Below are 19836 nucleotides of genomic sequence, written 5' to 3'. Positions count from 1 at the left end.
ACCAAATTGTCATGAATTTACTGAAAGCGTGGTTAGCCTGCTCACTGGCAGCCTCTGTACAATTCTCCTCTGCGCAGGTAAAGCCCGCCTCGCACGAATGGAAGGAAGCCGCTTCCGGTGGCTATACTTATCGTTATGTTACCAACGATCCTCAACAGGCCCGGTTTTATACGTTGAAAAATGGCCTTACCGTTATCCTTTCTGTTAATAAAAAGGAACCGCGTATCCAAACCCTTATCGGCGTGCGCGCGGGTAGCAATAACGATCCAAAAGATCACACCGGCCTGGCCCATTACCTGGAACACCTGCTCTTTAAAGGTACCGACCAGTATGGATCGCTGGACTGGGCCAAGGAAAAGTTGTACATAGATCAGGTAGACAACCTGTATGATAAATATAACGTCACTACCGATTTGCTGGCTCGTAAAGCCGTGTATCACGAGATAGATAGCGTGTCTGGCATTGCAGCAAAATATGCCATTGCCAATGAATACGATAAAATGATGTCTAACATGGGCGCACAAGGTACCAACGCCCACACCTCGGTAGAAGAAACCGTATACGAAGAAGACATTCCCTCTAACGCCATCGACAAATACCTGGCTGTGCAGGCAGAGCGCTTCCGCAACCCGGTATTCCGCCTCTTCCATACCGAGCTGGAAGCCGTGTATGAAGAAAAAAACCGTGGCCTGGATAACGACCAGAACAAACTGCATGAAGCCCTGATGGGCGGCCTGTTCCCCACCCACAACTATGGGCAGCAAACTACCATCGGTACCGTGGAACACCTTAAGAATCCCAATATTAAGGCTATCCGCCAGTTTTATAATACTTACTATGTGCCAAACAATATGGCCATCGTAATGGCGGGCGATTTTAATCCTGACTATGTTATTAAAACCATTGATCAGGATTTTTCCTACCAGCAGTCCAAACCTTTCCCGGAATATACAGCGCCGGCAGAAGCCCCCATTACGGCCCCCATTGTAAAGGAAGTGGTAGGACCCGATGCAGAAAGTGTGACCATAGGTTTCCGCCTGGGCGGCATCCGCGAACACAAAGACAATGTTCTAGCCACCGTTATGAGTCAGATCCTGGCCAACGGGAAGGCCGGCCTGATAGACTTGAACTTGAACCGCCAGCAGAAAGTGCTGAGCGCCAACGCTGGTTCAGGCACCTTTAAAGATTATGGCGTGATGGTACTGAGCGGTAAAGCCAAAAACGGCCAGTCGCTGGAAGAAGTGAAAGACCTGCTCCTGGGCCAACTGGACCTGCTGAAAAACGGCCAGTTTGATGAAACCCTGCTGAAAGCAATCGTCAATAACTTTAAATTATCTGAAATACAGGGCCTGCAAAGCAACGGCAACCGCGCGTACGACCTGATGGATGATTTTATTAAATCCAAAGGAGATCTGTATGCAGATGATGTAGCCTTCGTAGACGATATGTCCAAAGTAACCAAACAGGCTGTGGTAGACTATGCCAACAAATATTTTGGCAATAACTATGTACTGGTGTACAAACGTAAAGGAGAAGACAAAAACATCGTAAAAGTGGAAAAACCCACCATCACGCCAGTATCGGTGAACCGCGACGATCACTCGCCCTTCCTCGATAAAATTGCTGCCATTCCGGCTACCCCGGTACAGCCGCTGTGGCTGAACTTTGACAAGGATATCCAGAAAAGTAAAGTAGGTCCTGCCCAGGTACTATATGTGCAAAACAAAGACAATGGCCTGTTTCGGCTATATTACCGTTTCAACATGGGTACCTGGAGCGATCGTAAACTTTCCCTGGCAGCATCCTACCTGCAGTATCTCGGCACAGACAAATATTCTTCAGAGGAAATCAGCAAACAGTTTTATAACATTGCCTGCTCTTTTAATATAACGGCTGGTACAGAAAATGTAACGATTGGCATTACCGGCCTGCAGGAAAATTTCGACAAGGCAGTGTCCTTGTTTGATGAGCTGATGACCAACTGTAAGGTGAATGAACAAGCCCTGGCGGCCCTAAAAGGCCGAATAGCCAAGTCCCGCGCAGACGCCAAACTCAATAAAAAAGCCATTACCAGCGCCCTGTTACAATATGGGATATATGGAGCAAAGAATCCGTTTAACTACCAGTTGAGCACAGCAGATATCAATAACACCACCGCGCATGAACTCGTGGATATATTGCACAAACTGCCCACCTACCAGCACATGGTGATCTACTATGGGCCACGGAAACTGGATGCCGTGACGGCAGATGTGGCCAGGCTGCATAAAATGCCTGCCACCTTCACGCCTGTTTTACCTGCGGTAAAATTTGACAAGACCTCTCAGACCCAACAACAGGTATTGTTTGCTAATTACGACATGGTGCAGGCTGAGGTAAACTGGATACGCAATACCACCACTTACAATCCGGATGAAACGGCCAAGCTGCTTTTGTTCAACAATTACTTTGGCGCCGGTATGGAGTCTATTGTTTTTCAGACCATCCGGGAATCTAAGGCCCTGGCCTATTCTACCTACGCGCAGTACGCATCGCCCGATAAAAAGGATGACCGTTATACAGAAGTGGCTTATGTAGGTAGCCAGGCCGATAAAATGGATGATGCTATTCATGGGATGAATGAACTGCTGGATTCTATGCCCCTGGTTACTAAAAACCTGGAAATGTCTAAAAACGCCATCCGGCAGGATATCGAAACAGAACGCATCACCGAAGATGGCATTATTTTCAGCTACCTGAGTGCGGAAAAACTAGGGCTGCATACTGATCTGCGCAAAAAAGTGTATGGCCAGATAGCCAGTATTACCATGCAGGATTTGCAACAACTGCACGACACACAACTGGCCCACCAGCCATATACCTACTGCATCCTGGCGAGCGATAAAAAAGTGAGCATGGACGCACTGAAAAAATATGGAGCGGTGAAGGTGCTAACGCTGGAAGAACTGTTTGGTTACTAGACCATTTGTTTAAATATTTTACTGTGTAAAGCCAGGCGGAACATGATTCGTCCTGGCTTTACACTTTTTTATAACACAATATGCATCCCTCATTAACGTTTAAGAAAGGAATAATCCTATAAACCGATTACTACTATGATGCGCCATTGCGGTTGGTTAGCAACCATCTTCCTGTTGCCATTATTGAGCTTCAACATTTATACTTCAGCCAATAATATCCCATCGGGCCACCTTACTGCCCCTTCCTGGGCCAATCCCTGCCTGCTCACTAACACTGCCACCAGCGGATTAAATTATCTGGTGATGAACGCACCGGAAAATATCGAGGCAACCATTGGAGGAGACCTGTACCGGGTACGCTTGTTGCCAGGTAGTATGGATGCCGACAAGGTATTCCTGCTGATCGACAAAACGGACTACCGGCTGTACGTGTACGAGGATGTAACGCTGCGTAAGATCTATAAAGTAACCTTTGGCAATAGCGACCTTACCGATAAGCAAATGCAAGGCGACCGCCGTACACCGGAAGGCGTGTTTCATATCAGCAACAAAAGGATGGATGCACGCTGGAGCCGCTTCATGTTGCTGGATTATCCCAACGAAACTTCCTGGACACGCTTCCACGATCGCCAGTCCCGGGGCGTGATCCCGGCTAACGCGACCATTGGCGATGGGGTAGGTATTCATGGGGTAGAAGAAGCTGCTGGCATCAACGACCAGTATGTGGAGCAGCGAATTAACTGGACGCTGGGCTGCATTAGCCTGAAATCGGCAGATATTGCAGAATTATACAACGTTTTAAAAGTTGGCACGCCGGTGGTGATCCGGCGGTAGTGAATGCCGCAGCATCTTCGCAGCGTGCATTTTAATAATTCGGCTATCGCCGCAAAAAGGCCTGCATCGTTTCCTCCCATTTTTCCGGCTCATGTAGGCAAAACGATTGGTGACCCGATTCGGCAAACACAGTCAGTTGTTTGTTTTTCGCGCGCAGGTGTTCATAAATTTCCTGCGTTTCTGTTTCCATCACCCGCGTGTCAAGTTTGCCCCAGCAGAGCAGGGTGGGGCAGGTAATGTCTTCCGCATAGCGGTAAGGTTCATATCCAAATCCCCAAAAACCTTGTTCTATGCCGCCCCAGAAAGTAAGCAACTGTGCGAAGGGCGTGCCCGGCAAATGCACGGAGCGCATACGGCTTTTCACGGCATCTACCAGGGAGGCAAAAGGAGCTTCCAGCATTATCTTTTCGGGATGCAGGTGGTATGCAGGCACCGCTTTCAGGATGGTGGCCGCGCCCATGCTCATGCCCCATAACAGTATATGTTTTTCCCCCTTACTTTCTACAAAACGCCAGGCAGAAAGCAGGTCTTCCGTTTCCTTATATCCGATAGAACAGGTAAGGCCGCTGCTATTGCCGTGCGCGCGGAAATCAATGAGCAGGGTGTTGTAGCCCTGCTGATGAAAAAAATAAGCCTCCGGCAGTTTATCGCTTTTGCTGCTGCCATAACCATGTAGGACAATGATGGTGCCATGGGCCTTGGCGATCGTATCTGCCGGTATGTACCAGCCTTCCAGCCTTACACCGTCGCGGGTATGGAGTATAATATTTTCGTGGGCCAGGGAGGGTGTATCTTCCTCCATCGACTTAGAAATTTTTATGCCGGTGAAGATCATATTTATCTTTTCACCAGTACTCATTTGTTCCGGCTTTTTATTGCGGTGGTGGGGATCTTCGTAGAAGTGCGTGAACTTCCAGGCGTGCATAGCGCCAATAGCATTTAATAAGAAGAAAAGAAAAAGCAGTACAGAACCGCTGCGCCGAAGGAATTTCATATTTTAAATATAATGCCGGGCCTTCATTTTCGCAACAAGTGGCATGAAAAAAGGGTGTGTCCGCTATAAACACACCCTTCCATTATTAGTGAAGTCCTTTAGAGTTTGCCCTTCTTGATCTCTTCTACTACGGCGGGTTCCAGCAGGGTGCTGGTATCGCCCAGGTTATCAAATTCGCCTTCGGCAATCTTGCGCAGAATACGCCGCATGATCTTGCCGGAGCGGGTTTTAGGAAGGCCGCTTACGAACTGAATTTTATCGGGTTTGGCAATGGGGCCTATAATGCGGGACACCGTTTGCAAAATATCTTTTTTGGTAAGTTCTGCATCGTGGGTAAAACGTTCAGCAATCACAAAGGCATAAATGCCTTGTCCCTTAATCTCGTGTGGATATCCTACCACCGCACTTTCCACTACGCCGGCATGCATGTTGATCGCGTTCTCTACCTCGGCAGTGCCAATACGGTGGCCGCTTACATTCAGCACATCGTCTACCCGCCCGGTAATGCGGTAATAGCCGTCTTCGTCACGCATACAGCCATCGCCGGTAAAGTAAAGGCCTTCGTAAGTAGAGAAATATGTCTTGCGGAAGCGCTCGTGATCGCCAAAGGTGGTGCGAAGCATGCCGGGCCAAGGGAACTTAATACAAAGGTTGCCACTTACATTATTTCCTGTTACCTCCTTTCCATTTTCATCTACTAAGATAGGCTGTACGCCAGGCAGGGGCAGGGTGGCATAGCCGGGTTTTTCTGGTGTAATGCCGGCAATGGGGGTGATCATAATGCCACCTGTTTCGGTTTGCCACCAGGTATCCACAATGGGGCAACGTCCTTTACCAATATTATCCTTGAACCAGTGCCATGCTTCTTCATTAATTGGTTCGCCCACGCTCCCCAGCTTGCGCAGGGAGCTCAGGTCTTTATGATTTACCGGGCCTAGTCCATAGCCCATAAGGCTGCGAATAGCGGTGGGCGCAGTATAGAGAATGTTTACGCGGTATTTGTCTACAATATCCCAGAGGCGGCCTGCATCGGGGTAGGTGGGTACCCCTTCAAACATGAGCGTAGTAGCACCAGCACTTAGCGGACCATAAGCGATGTAACTGTGTCCCGTGATCCAGCCGATATCTGCTGTACAGAAATAAACTTCGCCAGGCTGGTATTGGAAGGTATTGACAAAAGTATAATTGGCATATACCATATAGCCGCCACAGGTATGCACTACTCCTTTGGGCTTGCCGGTAGAGCCGGATGTATATAAGATAAAGAGCATATCTTCTGCATCCATCTCCTCTGCCGGGCAGGCAGGATTACCCATCGTTTCCACCTGTTTAATCTCATCTTCCCACCATACATCGCGGCCCTTGAGCATGCTAACAGGTGTGCGGGTGCGGGTACATACGATCACGCGTTTCACCGTGGGGCATCCTATCAGTGCATCGTCTATCACAGATTTCAGGGGAATGTCTTTGCCGCCACGGAAGGCACCGTCGCAGGTAATCACCAGAGAACACTGGGCGTCCTGGATACGGTCTGCAATACTTTGCGCGCTGAAGCCGCCAAAAACCACCGAGTGAATGGCGCCAATGCGGGCACAGGCCAGCGTGGCAATGGCCAGTTCCGGGATCATGCCCATATAAATACAAACCCGGTCACCTTTTTTTACGCCATTGTTCTTGAGCACATTTGCAAACTGGCAGACCTTATTATAAAGATCACGGTAAGTAATAATGCGGTGATGCTCATCTGGTTCATTGGGTTCCCAGATGATGGCAGGTTGGTTCCCTAAAGTTCCCAGGTGGCGGTCCAGGCAATTCTCCGTAATATTGAGCTTGCCGCCTGCAAACCACTTAATGTTGGGCGATTTAAAATCCCATTCCAGTACTTTATCCCATTTTTTGCGCCAGTAAAAATGTTCTGCGATATTAGCCCAGAAGCCTTCCGGGTCAATGACGCTTTGGTGGTAAGCCTGTTGATACTCCTCGAAACTTTTTAGTTGATACGGATACACAGCGAGTGGAATTTTTTGCGTTAGAAATAGCGGTATACACGCAATAAAAGTAAGCAAAATCACTTACGAAGGGTAATGTTGCGGGTATTAAATCTACGCTGGCGAGGAGGGCAGGCGGCTGGCATTATGTATATCCGTAGTAATGCTACTTAAGGATAATACTTCTTAAAATAGTTTTGGGTGTCCATTGTTACTTGTATCATTATAGATACAATTTTCTCTTTTTCTGCATTACTGAATTTGTCGCTCTCCCGCATTTTACGATAGAAGGTTGGGGTACTCCACTTGCATTCCTCGCAAACTTTTTGTCTGAAAATAGTAGCCAGCGCCACAAGTTTCTGATGAATGTCCTGCAATTGATTAATTTCCTTTTCTAGCATTTAAGGGACCTTGTTTATAAATGAATGAATGATATAGGATACAAGGCGTTAAGTTGTCAGCAAATATATTTATAATTTTACAAGATTAATATCAAAATAGTGATATTTTTTATCAACTATTTTTAACAAGTTTTTAAAGCTGTTTTTACTTCTTTTTTAACAAGTTTTAAGTCCTTTAGCGCTAAAACTTCTTCATTTAAAAATGCTCCGACTCCTGGCGTATAAGCCTTGCCGGCAGGATGTTTCATAGATTTATTCAGTCGCTCAAGCACCCTGCTTTTGCAAATGATAGCAATAGAATATCATAACAACCAAGAATAGCAATTATCCGTTAATTATTTTACACTCATTTTGATTAGAAAATAACCTTTTCAATTTTGAAATAGTTTAAAGCGAAGAGCAGTATCTAATTTAATATTATTTATGTAACATTGTAAATACAATTGTCATATATTAACTTAAATTATTGATACATGCCCCACTCGTTGCCGGACATGGGAAAACAACTCAAATATATTCTGAACGACAAGCGCATAAAGATTGTAGACTTTGCAGCAATGGCGGGCTTTACTAACCAGATAGCGCATTATTATCTGCGGAAAAAAGAGATCAAACGGGCCACGCTGGAACGATTTTGCCAGTTGATAGGAATTACGGTGCAAGACTTCATGGAGTGGAGTGGCGTACAATATCAGGAGGGGACGCTGCATTACGGCCGTCGATTCCGTACGCTTATCGTAGAAAAGGGCATCAATAAAACCCGGCTGGCCACACTGTTGAAGATGACGCGGAAAGAAGCAGCCGCGCTGGATCAAAAACCTGTTTTTTCAGAAACGGAGCTGGATGCGGTGTTAAAGGGCCTCAATATTTCAAGGGAATATTTCCTGAACCCCATGCTGGTGGAGGATGCTCCACCGCCCCGGGAACATCAGATGAGGGAAAGATATTACCGCTTGCTGGAGGAGCATAACTGGCTATTAAAGGAGGTAGCAGATTATAAAGAGCAAGTACGCCTATTGCAACAGGAAGTAGCCAGGCTCACCGGAAAAACCGTAGATAGCGGCCCACATGGCGCTCCTTGACCGGGGTGGATGGAAAAGACACCTGGTAGGGTTATAGCACTAAGTTGCAATATTTAAGGGCACCGTTCAGGAATGTTGCAAAATATCGCAAACTACCGAAGGGTTGTATGCAATATTGCAGAATGTTGCAATAATAGTAAAGTTATTTTTATACGGGATACCCCCGGCCAGGCCATGTAATGGATGGGAATAGATGCAGTGATTTATGTAGTAATCTTTAAGTAATAAGGCAAAAGCAGGAAGATGTTATAGGAGAAGCCTTTTCCTGGTAGGCCCAATACTTAAAATCTTATAGGCCATTTTCATTGTAAATGCTTGATAGCCAGCATCTACTGCACAAAAAAACGGCGCATCCTTTAAGGAAGCGCCGTTTTTAAACAACAGTTAAATTTTGTTCTCGCAACTATAGCTGATCGGAGTTGCGTTCATGCCGGTAAGAATGCCAGCATCTTCTCCATTTATAATTCCACGTTATGAAAAAGCAACGGTGCAATGAATTGCGATGTTGTTATTTTATATTGCAAATATATGCAAGTTTTTGCATTCTCCAACTTTTTCTTGCAATTTTTTGCAATATATTTGTGACAAATACCGCAAAATGCTGAAAGAAGAACGGTTAGACTATATTTTAAAGAAATTGCAGACCGACCACAAGGTTCTGCATGCCGAACTAAGCAACGATTTGCATGTTTCTGAAGATACGGTGCGCCGTGACCTGGAAGTATTGGAAAAAAGTGGCCTTCTTATTAAAGTAAGGGGTGGCGCTATTCCCCATTCCCCCAATCCTTATTCTTTTAAAGACCGTATCGGGCATCATGAGGAAGATAAACGGACCATGGCACAGAAGGCCTTATCTTTCCTGCACAACGGGCAAACGGTGATCCTGGATGGAGGAACGTCTACGCTTATGCTGGTGAAGATGTTTCCACCCAACTTACACCTGCGGGTCATTACCAATAATATTCCCATTGCTTTGCAACTGGTAGATCATCCGGCTGTGGAGGTGATCCTCACCGGAGGCCGTGTGATCAAAAATTCCCAGGTAACAGGTGGTTTGGACACCATTCGCCAGTTCCAGCGCATGCGCGCAGAAATTTGTTTCCTGGGTATCTGCAGTCTGCATCCGCAGGCGGGAGTAACGGGTACCGATATGGAAGAAGCAGAGGTGAAAGCCAGTATGGTCAATGCCTCCAATAAAGTGATCGCCCTTTCTACCGCCGATAAAATGGGTACGGCAGAAACATTTAAGGTGTGCGACATCAGTGCACTGAATATGATTATTACCGACGAACCGGACATACCGCTCACCCGTCCATATAAGGACCTGGGCATAGAAGTTATATAAGCACATTACGATTCCATGATCTGCAAGTGGGCGTAATGAAAAAGTCGAAAAATTTTGATCGGAAGTAGTTCATGGACTCCCGCCCGGGCAGCTCGGATAGCAGTGAGCGCATTGTTCTTTTTACAAGGGCTTTGTTTTGCCAGTTGGACCTCTCGCATACCCGCCCTGCAACAATCATTAGGGCTTAACGATGCAGGCCTTGGCAGTGTGTTATTCGCTTTGCCTATCGGGCTAATGGTATCTATTCCCATTGCCGGGTGGTTGGTAGCCCAATATGGAAGCAAGGTGTGTGTAATCAGCGGTGCGGCGGCTTATGCCTGCATTCTCACCTTGCTGGGTCTTACGCAAACGCCCTGGCAGCTAGTGCTGGGATTAATCTTTTTTGGCTTTGCCAGTAATATCACCAACATTGCCATGAACACGCAGGCGGTGGCCGTGGAAGCCCGGTATGGGCGGCCGGTGATGGCCTCTTTTCATGGTTACTGGAGCCTGGCAGGTTTTGCCGGTGCAGCCATTGGATGGGGCATGACTAACCTGCAATGGGCACCCTACCGGCATTTTGCCTGTATAACGGTCATGGATATACTGACTTTACTATTGGTGAGCCGTTATGTACTTCAGCAGGATATTAATACCGACCGTTCCCGCCCTCGTTTTGCGTGGCCGGGTCAAGTATTACTCATGCTGGGACTAGTGGCTTTCTGCGCTGCCATTTGTGAAGGTACGATGGATGATTGGAGTGGTGTATACTTTAAGAAAGTAGTGATAGTACCGCCATCGCTGGTAGGTGTGGGATACGTGGCCTTTAAAGGCACCAGCGCAGGTGCCCGGCTGATTGCCGACGTTTTTACCGCAAAATTTGGCCGAAAACATATTTTACAAGCCTGCGGCGTGCTAACTGCCGGCGGTTTTATGCTGGCCATCTGCCTGCCTTACCTGGTTACGGCTACCATCGGTTTTTTGCTGGTAGGGGCAGGTGTATCCATCATTGTGCCACTGGTAAATAGTGCCGCAGGACGCGCTACCCACCTTTCCACCGGCCTGGCTTTGGCTACGGTATCTACCATTGGCAACGCCGGTTTTTTGATAGGCCCCCCACTCATAGGATTTGTGGCGCAGTGGCATGGTTTGCAAGTTTCGTTTTTTATTATAGCCCTGCTGGGGGGCTGTATTACCGTACTAGCCTCCAGGGTGAAAACATAAAGATTTTTTAGGTTTCAGTAAATGATATAGCCGGCAATTTCTATTGCCGGCTTTTTTAATGGAAGTAGATAATGGGGAATCATTGGGGGCTATCATCCTTCCTGCCTGTTCCCCAGAATAACCCAGGCAGTAGCATGGCTATCAACTTTCAATTGTATAAATAAAAATTTTATATGATTGGGCAGGCAAAATTCATGCGGCTATCCGGTTTATATCCCGTAGTTTTGCACGATTTTTTTGTTTCCCTTCCGGGCGCAGAAGATCGCAGGTTTTCATTTTCAATACTAATATTAAAAATGCCTAAAGACTCATCTATCAAATCTGTGCTAATCATTGGTTCTGGACCTATTATCATTGGCCAGGCTTGTGAATTTGACTATTCCGGATCCCAGGCGGCCCGCTCCCTGCGCGAAGAAGGGATTAAAGTGATCCTGATCAATTCTAACCCCGCCACGATCATGACCGACCCCATGATGGCAGACAGGGTATACCTGTTGCCCCTCACGGTGGAAAGCATCGAACAGATACTGGAAGAAAACCAGATAGATGCAGTACTGCCTACTATGGGCGGACAAACTGCCCTGAACCTCTGTAAAGAAGCGGATGAACTGGGCGTATGGGGAAAATATAATGTACAACTGATCGGTGTAGATATAAAAGCCATTAATAAAGCGGAAGACCGAGAACTGTTTCGTCAGTGGATGATCCAGATGGGTATCCCGGTAGCGCAGGCGCAAACGGCCAATTCCTTCCTCGAAGGCAAGGAATTTGCCCAGACCATTGGCTTCCCGCTGGTGATTCGCCCGTCCTTTACCCTGGGGGGTACAGGCGGTGGTTTTGTACATGGCAAAGAAGACCTGGACGAAGCCCTGAACCGTGGCCTGCAAGCCTCGCCCATCCACGAAGTGCTGGTAGAAAAGGCCGTGCTGGGATGGAAAGAATTTGAACTGGAACTGCTGCGCGATAAAAATGATAATGTGGTGATCATCTGTACCGTGGAGAACTTTGATCCCATGGGTGTACACACCGGCGATTCCATCACCGTGGCCCCTGCCATGACCCTGAGCGACACTGCCTTTCAACATATGCGCAACCAGGCCATCCGCATGATGCGAGACCTGGGCAATTTTGCCGGTGGTTGTAACGTGCAGTTTGCCCTGAACCCAGATACCGAGGAACTGATCGCTATCGAGATCAATCCTCGCGTGAGCCGGTCTTCTGCCCTGGCCTCCAAAGCCACGGGTTATCCCATTGCCAAGATCGCGGCCAAACTGGCCATTGGCTACACACTGGATGAACTGAAAAACCAGATCACCCAAACTACCTCCGCTTATTTTGAACCTGCGCTGGATTACGTAATCGTAAAAATGCCCCGCTGGAACTTCGATAAATTTAAAGGTGCCGACCAGACCCTGGGCCTGCAAATGAAGTCTGTGGGCGAAGTAATGGCCATAGGCCGCACCTTCCCCGAAGCCTTGCAGAAAGCCTGCCAGAGCCTCGAAAACGACGCCGTAGGACTTGGTTATTACGGTAAATCGCTCATGAGCACCGAACAACTGTTTGAGCGCCTGAAAACCCCCACCTGGGACCGTGTATTCCGCATAAAAGATGCGCTGATGCAGGGCATGTCTGTAAAACATATTTACGAACAAACCTTCATAGACCGCTGGTTTCTCCACCAGATCAACGACATCGTGCTGTTGGAAAAACAATTGCAGGAATACGACCTGGTTTCCGTACCGGACGAACTGCTGAAAGAAGCCAAACACATGGGCTTCTCCGATGTTCAGCTATCCCTTATTTTCGGCAATTGCGAAGAAGACGAGGTATACGCTAAACGCAGCGCCCTCGGCATTTCCCGCACGTATAAAATGGTAGACACTTGTAGCGCTGAGTTCCAGGCAAAAACGCCTTACTTCTATTCTACCTTCGATACCCAGAACGAAAGCATCCGCTCCGACCGCAAAAAGATTATCGTACTGGGTTCTGGCCCCAACAGGATTGGACAGGGCATTGAATTCGACTACTGCTGCACCCATGGCTTGCAGGCCATCCAGGAAGCAGGGTTCGAGGCCATTATGATGAACTGTAACCCCGAGACGGTTTCTACCGATTTTGATATGGCAGATAAGCTATATTTCGAGCCGGTTTTCTGGGAAAATCTTTGGGAGATCATTGAACTGGAAAAGCCGGAAGGCGTGATCGTTCAGTTAGGTGGACAAACTGCCCTGAAGCTGGCCAAACGCCTGGAAGAAAAAGGCGTAAAGATAATCGGTACTTCTTTCGATAGTATGGATATTGCCGAAGACCGGGGCCGCTTTTCCGATCTGCTGAAAGCACTGGAAATTCCTTACCCGAACTACGGTACCGCCTACACGACAGACGAAGCCATTGAAGTGGCCAAAGAAGTGGGCTACCCCGTGCTGGTGCGCCCCTCTTATGTATTGGGTGGCCAGCGCATGCGCATCGTCATTAATGAAGAGGAACTGGAAAACTCCGTTCTAAGCCTGCTTAAACACCTGCCTGGCAACAAAATCCTGATAGACCACTTCCTGGACCGCTGCCAGGAGGCCGAGATTGACGCCATTTTCGATGGAGAAAACTTTCACGTGATGGGCGTTATGGAGCATATAGAACCGGCGGGTATCCACAGCGGCGACAGTAATGCCGTGTTGCCGGCCTTTAACCTAAGTCCCATGGAAGTAACCACCATGGAAGTTTATGCAGAGAAGATTGCACGTGCGTTAAATATCAAAGGCCTGATCAACATCCAGTTTGCCATTAAGAGTGGCAAGGTGTCTGTGATAGAAGCCAACCCGCGCGCATCGCGCACCACGCCTTTCATTGCGAAGGCTTACCAGGTGCCTTACCTGAATATAGCTACCAAGGTGATGATGGGTACGCATACCCTGAAAGATTTTAAAATAGAAAAGAAGCTGAAGGGGTTTGCCATTAAGGAACCGGTATTTTCCTTTAATAAGTTCCCGGGTGTAAATAAAGAACTGGGGCCTGAAATGAAATCTACCGGAGAGGCCATCCGCTTCATTAAAGACCTGCGAGATCCTTACTTCCGCCAATTGTATAAAGAGAAGAGTATGTATCTCAGCAAATAAATAATCTACGCGGTGCCGGAAACGGCGCCGCTTTTTTTTACGCAAAAAATTTACTTGCGTTAACGAAATAATAACCATTGGTAACCACCCTCCCTTTACATTAGCCCCACACCAAATTTTGTTAATCTCTTGCAGTTGTTTGTCGCTACATTTTTTAAAAAGGCACCCTTTGTGCGCTTGCTGCTGCCCTGGATACTAGGGTTAATATGGCAGTGGTATTGGCCGGAAACGCCTGTGTTCAGTGGGGTTGCTGTGGTGGTTATTTGCGCTGCATTATTTGCTTTCACATACCTGCCTATAGCCCGGCAATATTTTTTATCGCCCGTTCAGGGCCTGCTGCTGTTTGCCCTGGTGATGCAATGTGCTTCCTGGGTGGCCTGGCAAAAAGATGTACGCCATGATGACCGCTGGTATGGCCGCCAGCTTTCAGACACCTGTCAGTTCGTATGCACCATCGATGCGCCGCTTCAGCAAAAACCTTACGGCTATAAAACCACCGCTTGTGTACTGGGTATGGTACACAATGGCGCCCTGCGGCCTGCCATGGGTGAGTTATTAATTTACTTAAAACCCAATATCAACCTGCATTCCGGCGATCGCATCCTCAGTGAAGCACTAATGCAGCCCATTCGCAACAGTGGCAATCCAGGGGCCTTTGATTATGAAAGCTACCTGGCCGGGCAAAATATTTTTCACCAGGTATGGCTTACCCCTGCCCGCACGCAGGTGCTGCCGGGAGGACATTTGCCCTGGTACCAGGAAATATTGGACCGCTGCCGGCAATATTGCGTACACACCTTCCAGGCTTACATCCCTTCACCCCGTGAGGCTGGACTGGCAGAGGCTTTACTCATTGGCTATAAGGACGACCTGGATAAATTATTAGTGCAGGATTACACACAGGCTGGCGTGGTGCATATCATTGCTATTTCCGGCATGCACTTGCTGCTGCTATATGAGGCATTGTTGTGGTTATGGCAGGCATTGCCCCAAAGACGGTTGTCGAAACCAATAAAAGCCGTTACCATCCTGCTGGTGTTATGGGGGTTTGCCTTGCTGGCCGGGGGCAGCGCTTCCGTGTTGCGGGCCACGGTAATGTATACCTTCATTACCCTGGAGCGGCTGTCTATACATCGCTATACGAACCGGTATAATCTACTCGCCGCGTCGGCGTTCGTGTTATTATGTTATCAGCCAAGGTTCTTGCTGGACGTGGGTTTCCAGTTGTCTTACGGCGCAGTGTTAAGCCTTATGTTGTTTCAGCGGCCTATGGCTGGCCTATGGCGGGTGAAGGGGCGTGCTGCTCGTTTTTGCTGGAATATGATTACCACCACCCTGGCTGCCCAAATTCTTACCGTGCCGGTAAGCCTGTATTACTTTCATCAGTTCCCCAACCTGTTTTTAATTGCAAACCTGCTGGCCGTTACCTTGTCGGAACTAGCAATGTATGGGTGCATAGCTTTACTGGCCCTGGGCTGGATAATGCCGCTGGCGCGGGTAGTAGGCCAATGCCTGTATGGCTTGTTATTTACTATGAATACCTGGGTGAATTTTATCAGCCGCCAGCCGTATGCAGTTACAAATGGATTGTACATCAGCGGGTGGGAGATGGGGTTACTTTATATGGCCTTGCTGGCGCTGGCAGCCTGGTTGTTGCTGGCCTACCGCCAAGCATTCCGCTGGAGCCTGTGTTTTGTGGGAGCGGCGGCACTGCTACATTTATATAATGTGTTGCATGCCCGTAGCCAGCGCACCCTGCTGGTGTACAATATAAACCACCATACAGCGATAGATGTAGTACAAGGCGTGCAAGTAACCTTTGCCGGCGATCCTGAGGTGTTAAACAATACGGCTTTGCTGCAACAACACCTGCTGCCCGCCCGGTTGCCCCGGTATATTGCGCGGCAGTACATACTGCCCGGCGCGCAATGCCTGGCTTTTGCAAGCCACCGCCTGGTGATAGTGCAGGACAAGCTACCCACTGCATCGCCCATAAAAAAGTTTAAGACGGATTACATTTTGCTTTCACATAATCCAGATGTGGATATCAGCCAGTTGTTGCAAAGCTTCGATACGCAGCTATTTATTTTCGACGCTTCTTGTTCGTCCGGTAAAATCAAACAATGGAAAAATGATTGTGAGGCGCTAACTTTGCGCTGCTTCTCGGTTCCCGAGCAAGGGGCCTTCGTTGTAAATTTCTAATCTTTTCCATACATGCAAAAGCAAATTAAATCAGCATTGATCTCTGTTTTCTATAAAGATAACCTGGAGGCCATTGTGAAAAAATTAGGGGAGCAGGGCGTTACGATCTACTCTACCGGCGGTACTCAGCAATTTATTGAAAACCTGGGCGTACCCTGTGTATCGGTGGAAAGCCTCACCGACTATCCATCTATCCTGGGTGGCCGGGTAAAAACCCTGCACCCAAAAGTGTTTGGCGGCATACTGGCCCGCCGCGATAACCCGCAAGACCTGGAGCAGTTAAAACAATATGCTATCCCGGAAATAGACCTGGTGATCGTAGATCTCTATCCATTTGAAGAAACCGTGAAAAGCACCACGGAAGAGCAGACCATTATCGAAAAGATAGACATTGGCGGCGTATCCCTGATCCGTGCGGCTGGTAAAAATTATAAAGATGTAGTGATCGTGGCTTCCAAAGATCAATACGCCGACCTGGAAAAAGTACTCACCGAACAAGCCGGTGCCACCAGTCTCCAGGACCGGCGCGTTTTTGCGGCGAAAGCTTTTGAAGTATGCGCCCATTACGATACTGCCATAGCAGGTTATTTCCTGAAAGATGAGCCGGCCCCAGCCTACTTCCAGGTGTCTACCCCACAGGGCCAGGTAATGCGTTACGGAGAAAATCCCCACCAGCAAGCCGTTTTTTATGGCAAACTGGATGAAATATTTACGAAACTGCACGGAAAGGAACTTTCCTATAACAACCTGGTAGACGTAGACGCTGCTTGTCAGCTTATCGCAGAATTTACCGAAACCACCTTCGTGGTGATTAAACATACCAACGTATGCGGCATTGCCTCCCGCCCCACTTTGCTGGATGCTTGGGAAAATGCCCTGGCTGGCGACAAGGAAAGCGCCTTTGGCGGCGTACTGATATGTAATGCCCAGGTAGATAAAGCCACCGCCTCCGCAGTAAGCGAAATATTCTTTGAAATACTCATTGCCCCCGGTTTTGATGCCGATGCACTGGAGGTACTGCAAGCAAAGAAGAACCGCATTCTGCTGCAACAAAAACAGCCTGCCAAATCGGCCAAAATGTTTAAGAACGTGCTGAACGGCGTACTGGAACAGGACAGCGACAAAGGTAATTTTGACAAGTGGGAAGAAGTAGGGGCAGCCCCCGCTACTGCGGAGCAGCATGCCGACCTTACATTTGCCAACCTGGTGTGCAAGCACTTAAAATCTAATGCCATTGCACTGGTGAAAAATAAGCAACTTATTGGCAAAGGCTGTGGCCAAACCTCCCGCATTGATGCCCTGCGCCATGCCATTGAAAAGGCCGGCCAGTTCAGTTTTGATCTGAAAGGCGCGGTTATGGCTTCCGATGCCTTCTTCCCCTTTAATGATTGCGTGAGCATTGCCCACGATGCCGGCATTACCGCCGTGATCCAGCCCGGCGGCTCTATCCGCGATGCAGATTCTATTACCTTCTGCAAGGAACACGGTATGGCCATGGTGCTTACCGGCATGCGCCACTTCCGTCATTAATATATTAAAATAATTAAGATAGCAGGCCGCTCCATCAGGGCGGCCTGTTCTTTCAAGACCTCTGCCACAGTTGTTACTCCCTCAACAAGACCTACTTCTGCGAAGACCCGGCAAGCCGGAAGAGCTGCCAGCCATTCCATAAAAACGCCCATCCACCATCAAAATTTTCTCTATATTTCGGCCAGGCACCCATGAAATTCATTCAGCAACATACTTTCACCACGGCAGACGATGCCATGCTTATCCAGGAGTATAAAACAACCGGGAAGCTGGAATACCTGTCTGCCCTGTACCAGCGCTACATGACGCTGGTGTATGGGGTATGCCTGAAGTACCTGGACGAAGCCTCCTCCCAGGATGCTGTTATGCAGATTTTCGAAGAGCTGATCGGTAAGGTGAAGCAACACGAAATACAGCATTTTAAAAGCTGGCTGCACGTGCTGAGCCGCAACCACTGCCTCATGAAGTTGCGGGCCATGAAAAACCGCCAGGGCCTGGAAGTACCCATGATAGAAGGGAGTTTTATGGAAATGGGGGAAGCGGCACATCATGACAGCGAATACCAGTTGGAAGACCACTTGCAGTCTATGGAAAAATGCCTGGAACGCCTGCCCGCCGAACAAAAGAAAAGCGTACAGCTTTTTTACCTCCAGGAAAAAAGCTACCGCGAAGTGGTAGAGCTTACGGGATATGAAATGAATAAAGTAAAAAGTTATATACAAAACGGAAAGCGAAACCTCAAAATCTGTATGGATCAGCATGGATAACGAACGTTCAAATATAAACCCACTGGTAACTGCGGACCTGATCCGTCGCTACTTCGCCGGTGAGCTGGACGATGCGGCTATGCATGCCCTGGAAAAACAGGCCTTGTCCGACCCCTTCCTGGCAGAGGCCCTGGAAGGGTATGAGGAGTACCCTGAAGGCCAGACCTCCCAGATGGCCCACCTGGAAAGCCTCCTGGCACAAAGGGTGGACAGGGAGGAGGATATCGTTTCACCCGTAGCAATGCCTGCTGCCACGCCAGGGTCTGCCTCCCCCGTGGTAAAGATCCGGCCTTTTAATTACCGATGGGCGGTGGCTGCTGCAGTATTGTTGTTGCTGGCCGCTGGTGGCTACGAATGGCTGTATAATGGTCCTGCACCCAAAACACCCATTGCCCAACAAATAACGACACCGCCCCAGCAGCCTATTACTACCAGCCCCTTGGCCCTGGATAGCAACACCCGTGTGCCCCAGCCATTGGCAGATGCCCAGCCCGCGCCCGCAGTAGCCATGCCTGCCCCTCAGCCCGCACCGGTACTGCAAGCCCCGGTGATAAAAGCCCGCGCCAATAAAACAAACAAACCTGACCAGGAAGTGATACCGCCTGCCCCCGCCGCTACGGTGGTGGCCACACTAGACAACGCCACCCCCGGCCTGGCCATCACGAAAACCCCGCCCGCAGCACTGCAAAAAGTTAGGACATTAGGTAGATACCAGGCGGCAGATACGATTACGGTAACCGGCTATGCCACCAAGCGGAAAAATTTGAATGCCCGGCCCGTTTTGCCAGATGCAGGAAGTATTTTGTCGCTCAATGAAGACATTTCATCCGGTATGCCCACCATCCAGGGTATAGTAGCGGATGAAAATGGTCAGCCACTGCCGGGGGTGGTGGTGCGCTTTAACGGGTCGCCCAATGCAGTGCAGACCAACCTCTCCGGATTTTTTAGCCTGCCTGCCGGCCCTGGCGACAGCGCCCGGAAAATAGAATTGCAATTTATTGGGTACGATAAAATAGACACCACGTTGCTCGCATCTAACCAGGTAAACAAGCTTCAGCTTAAAGCCAGCAATAAAGCCTTGTCGGAAACCATTGTTGTGGGTTACGGAAAAGACGCTAAGTCTCCCGCCGGCTATCAGGCCCCCGCCCCCGCACCAGGGTACGACAGCCTGCACCGCTACCTGGACGATCACCTTCAGCAAGTAGGCAGCCCTAATGGAAGGCTGCGCATTATCTTTACGGTAACGCCTACCGGCAAACTGGAGAACTTTAAAGTACTGAGTGGGGTCAGCGATTTTGTTGATCAGCAGGTAATAGAGTTACTGAAAGAAGGTCCGGCCTGGAAGCCAGCATCAGACTACCGCCCGGCAAAGGTTAAACTGGCCGTGAAAATGCCTGGCCCTAAGAAATAATTGCCC

14 protein-coding genes are annotated in these 19836 nt (G+C 48.6%); 10 read left to right on the top strand and 4 right to left on the bottom strand.

The annotated features are described in order from the left end of the window. The first annotated feature begins 11 nt into the window (after window positions 1-11). Together GA0116948_RS18200 and GA0116948_RS18195 are read left to right on the top strand one after the other, a co-directional pair. Window positions 12-2960: a M16 family metallopeptidase gene (locus GA0116948_RS18200; protein ID WP_089714849.1), complete on the top strand. Its 2949-nt coding sequence runs from the start codon at window positions 12-14 to the stop codon at window positions 2958-2960. Window positions 2961-3095: 135 nt separating this feature from the next. Next, complete coding sequence (locus GA0116948_RS18195) at window positions 3096-3794, top strand: L,D-transpeptidase family protein (protein WP_089714847.1); 699 nt, start codon at window positions 3096-3098, stop codon at window positions 3792-3794. A gap of 43 nt (window positions 3795-3837) precedes the next feature. Here GA0116948_RS18195 and GA0116948_RS18190 read toward each other — a convergent pair whose 3' ends face one another. The 4 genes from GA0116948_RS18190 to GA0116948_RS21710 all read right to left on the bottom strand — a co-directional run bounded on the left by GA0116948_RS18190 (window position 3838) and on the right by GA0116948_RS21710 (window position 7425). After that, complete coding sequence (locus GA0116948_RS18190) at window positions 3838-4788, bottom strand: alpha/beta hydrolase (protein WP_089714846.1); 951 nt, start codon at window positions 4786-4788, stop codon at window positions 3838-3840. Window positions 4789-4886: 98 nt separating this feature from the next. Then, on the bottom strand, window positions 4887-6797 hold the full coding sequence (gene acs, locus GA0116948_RS18185; RefSeq protein WP_089714845.1) for an acetate--CoA ligase: 1911 nt from the start codon (window positions 6795-6797) through the stop codon (window positions 4887-4889). Window positions 6798-6946: 149 nt separating this feature from the next. Next, window positions 6947-7177, bottom strand: a complete 231-nt coding sequence (locus GA0116948_RS18180; protein ID WP_089714843.1) for a hypothetical protein — start codon at window positions 7175-7177, stop codon at window positions 6947-6949. A gap of 122 nt (window positions 7178-7299) precedes the next feature. Continuing rightward, complete coding sequence (locus tag GA0116948_RS21710) at window positions 7300-7425, bottom strand: hypothetical protein (RefSeq protein ID WP_262487174.1); 126 nt, start codon at window positions 7423-7425, stop codon at window positions 7300-7302. 225 nt (window positions 7426-7650) lie between these two features. On the opposite strand from GA0116948_RS21710, the gene GA0116948_RS18175 reads away from it, so the two are divergent. The 8 genes from GA0116948_RS18175 to GA0116948_RS18140 all read left to right on the top strand — a co-directional run bounded on the left by GA0116948_RS18175 (window position 7651) and on the right by GA0116948_RS18140 (window position 19830). Then, complete coding sequence (locus GA0116948_RS18175; RefSeq protein WP_108675062.1) at window positions 7651-8259, top strand: helix-turn-helix domain-containing protein; 609 nt, start codon at window positions 7651-7653, stop codon at window positions 8257-8259. A gap of 598 nt (window positions 8260-8857) precedes the next feature. Further along, window positions 8858-9604, top strand: coding sequence for a DeoR/GlpR family DNA-binding transcription regulator (locus tag GA0116948_RS18170; RefSeq protein ID WP_089714886.1), 747 nt, complete (start codon window positions 8858-8860; stop codon window positions 9602-9604). Between the two features lie 54 nt (window positions 9605-9658). Then, window positions 9659-10807, top strand: coding sequence for an MFS transporter (locus tag GA0116948_RS18165; protein ID WP_240619253.1), 1149 nt, complete (start codon window positions 9659-9661; stop codon window positions 10805-10807). 296 nt (window positions 10808-11103) lie between these two features. Then, on the top strand, window positions 11104-13920 hold the full coding sequence (gene carB, locus GA0116948_RS18160; protein ID WP_089714884.1) for a carbamoyl-phosphate synthase large subunit: 2817 nt from the start codon (window positions 11104-11106) through the stop codon (window positions 13918-13920). Between the two features lie 129 nt (window positions 13921-14049). Beyond that, the gene (locus tag GA0116948_RS18155; RefSeq protein ID WP_089714837.1) at window positions 14050-16122 is read left to right on the top strand and encodes a ComEC/Rec2 family competence protein; all 2073 of its coding nucleotides are present in this window, start codon (window positions 14050-14052) and stop codon (window positions 16120-16122) included. 12 nt (window positions 16123-16134) lie between these two features. After that, window positions 16135-17652: a bifunctional phosphoribosylaminoimidazolecarboxamide formyltransferase/IMP cyclohydrolase gene (gene purH, locus GA0116948_RS18150; RefSeq protein WP_089714836.1), complete on the top strand. Its 1518-nt coding sequence runs from the start codon at window positions 16135-16137 to the stop codon at window positions 17650-17652. A 191-nt stretch (window positions 17653-17843) separates the two neighbouring features. Continuing rightward, on the top strand, window positions 17844-18419 hold the full coding sequence (locus tag GA0116948_RS18145) for an RNA polymerase sigma factor (RefSeq protein ID WP_089714834.1): 576 nt from the start codon (window positions 17844-17846) through the stop codon (window positions 18417-18419). Next, window positions 18412-19830, top strand: coding sequence for a carboxypeptidase-like regulatory domain-containing protein (locus GA0116948_RS18140; protein ID WP_089714832.1), 1419 nt, complete (start codon window positions 18412-18414; stop codon window positions 19828-19830). Before GA0116948_RS18145 ends, GA0116948_RS18140 begins: the two co-directional genes overlap by 8 nt. Window positions 19831-19836 lie beyond the last annotated feature (6 nt).

Source organism: Chitinophaga costaii (assembly GCF_900094705.1).
Taxonomy (GTDB): Bacteria; Bacteroidota; Bacteroidia; order Chitinophagales; family Chitinophagaceae; genus Chitinophaga; species Chitinophaga costaii.
The sequence above is the reverse complement of the archived record's forward strand: the minus strand, read 5'-3'. Positions and strand labels throughout refer to the sequence as shown.

Bases quoted from the DNA above. Each gene is read 5' to 3' on its own strand.
- GA0116948_RS18200 (WP_089714849.1), top strand. From the start codon at position 12: ATGAATTTACTGAAAGCGTGGTTAGCCTGCTCACTGGCAGCCTCTGTA.
- GA0116948_RS18195 (WP_089714847.1), top strand. From the start codon at position 3,096: ATGATGCGCCATTGCGGTTGGTTAGCAACCATCTTCCTGTTGCCATTA.
- GA0116948_RS18190 (WP_089714846.1), bottom strand. From the start codon at position 4,788: ATGAAATTCCTTCGGCGCAGCGGTTCTGTACTGCTTTTTCTTTTCTTC.
- GA0116948_RS18180 (WP_089714843.1), bottom strand. From the start codon at position 7,177: ATGCTAGAAAAGGAAATTAATCAATTGCAGGACATTCATCAGAAACTT.
- GA0116948_RS21710 (WP_262487174.1), bottom strand. From the start codon at position 7,425: ATGAAACATCCTGCCGGCAAGGCTTATACGCCAGGAGTCGGAGCATTT.
- GA0116948_RS18175 (WP_108675062.1), top strand. From the start codon at position 7,651: ATGCCCCACTCGTTGCCGGACATGGGAAAACAACTCAAATATATTCTG.
- GA0116948_RS18170 (WP_089714886.1), top strand. From the start codon at position 8,858: ATGCTGAAAGAAGAACGGTTAGACTATATTTTAAAGAAATTGCAGACC.
- carB (WP_089714884.1), top strand. From the start codon at position 11,104: ATGCCTAAAGACTCATCTATCAAATCTGTGCTAATCATTGGTTCTGGA.
- purH (WP_089714836.1), top strand. From the start codon at position 16,135: ATGCAAAAGCAAATTAAATCAGCATTGATCTCTGTTTTCTATAAAGAT.
- GA0116948_RS18145 (WP_089714834.1), top strand. From the start codon at position 17,844: ATGAAATTCATTCAGCAACATACTTTCACCACGGCAGACGATGCCATG.
- GA0116948_RS18140 (WP_089714832.1), top strand. From the start codon at position 18,412: ATGGATAACGAACGTTCAAATATAAACCCACTGGTAACTGCGGACCTG.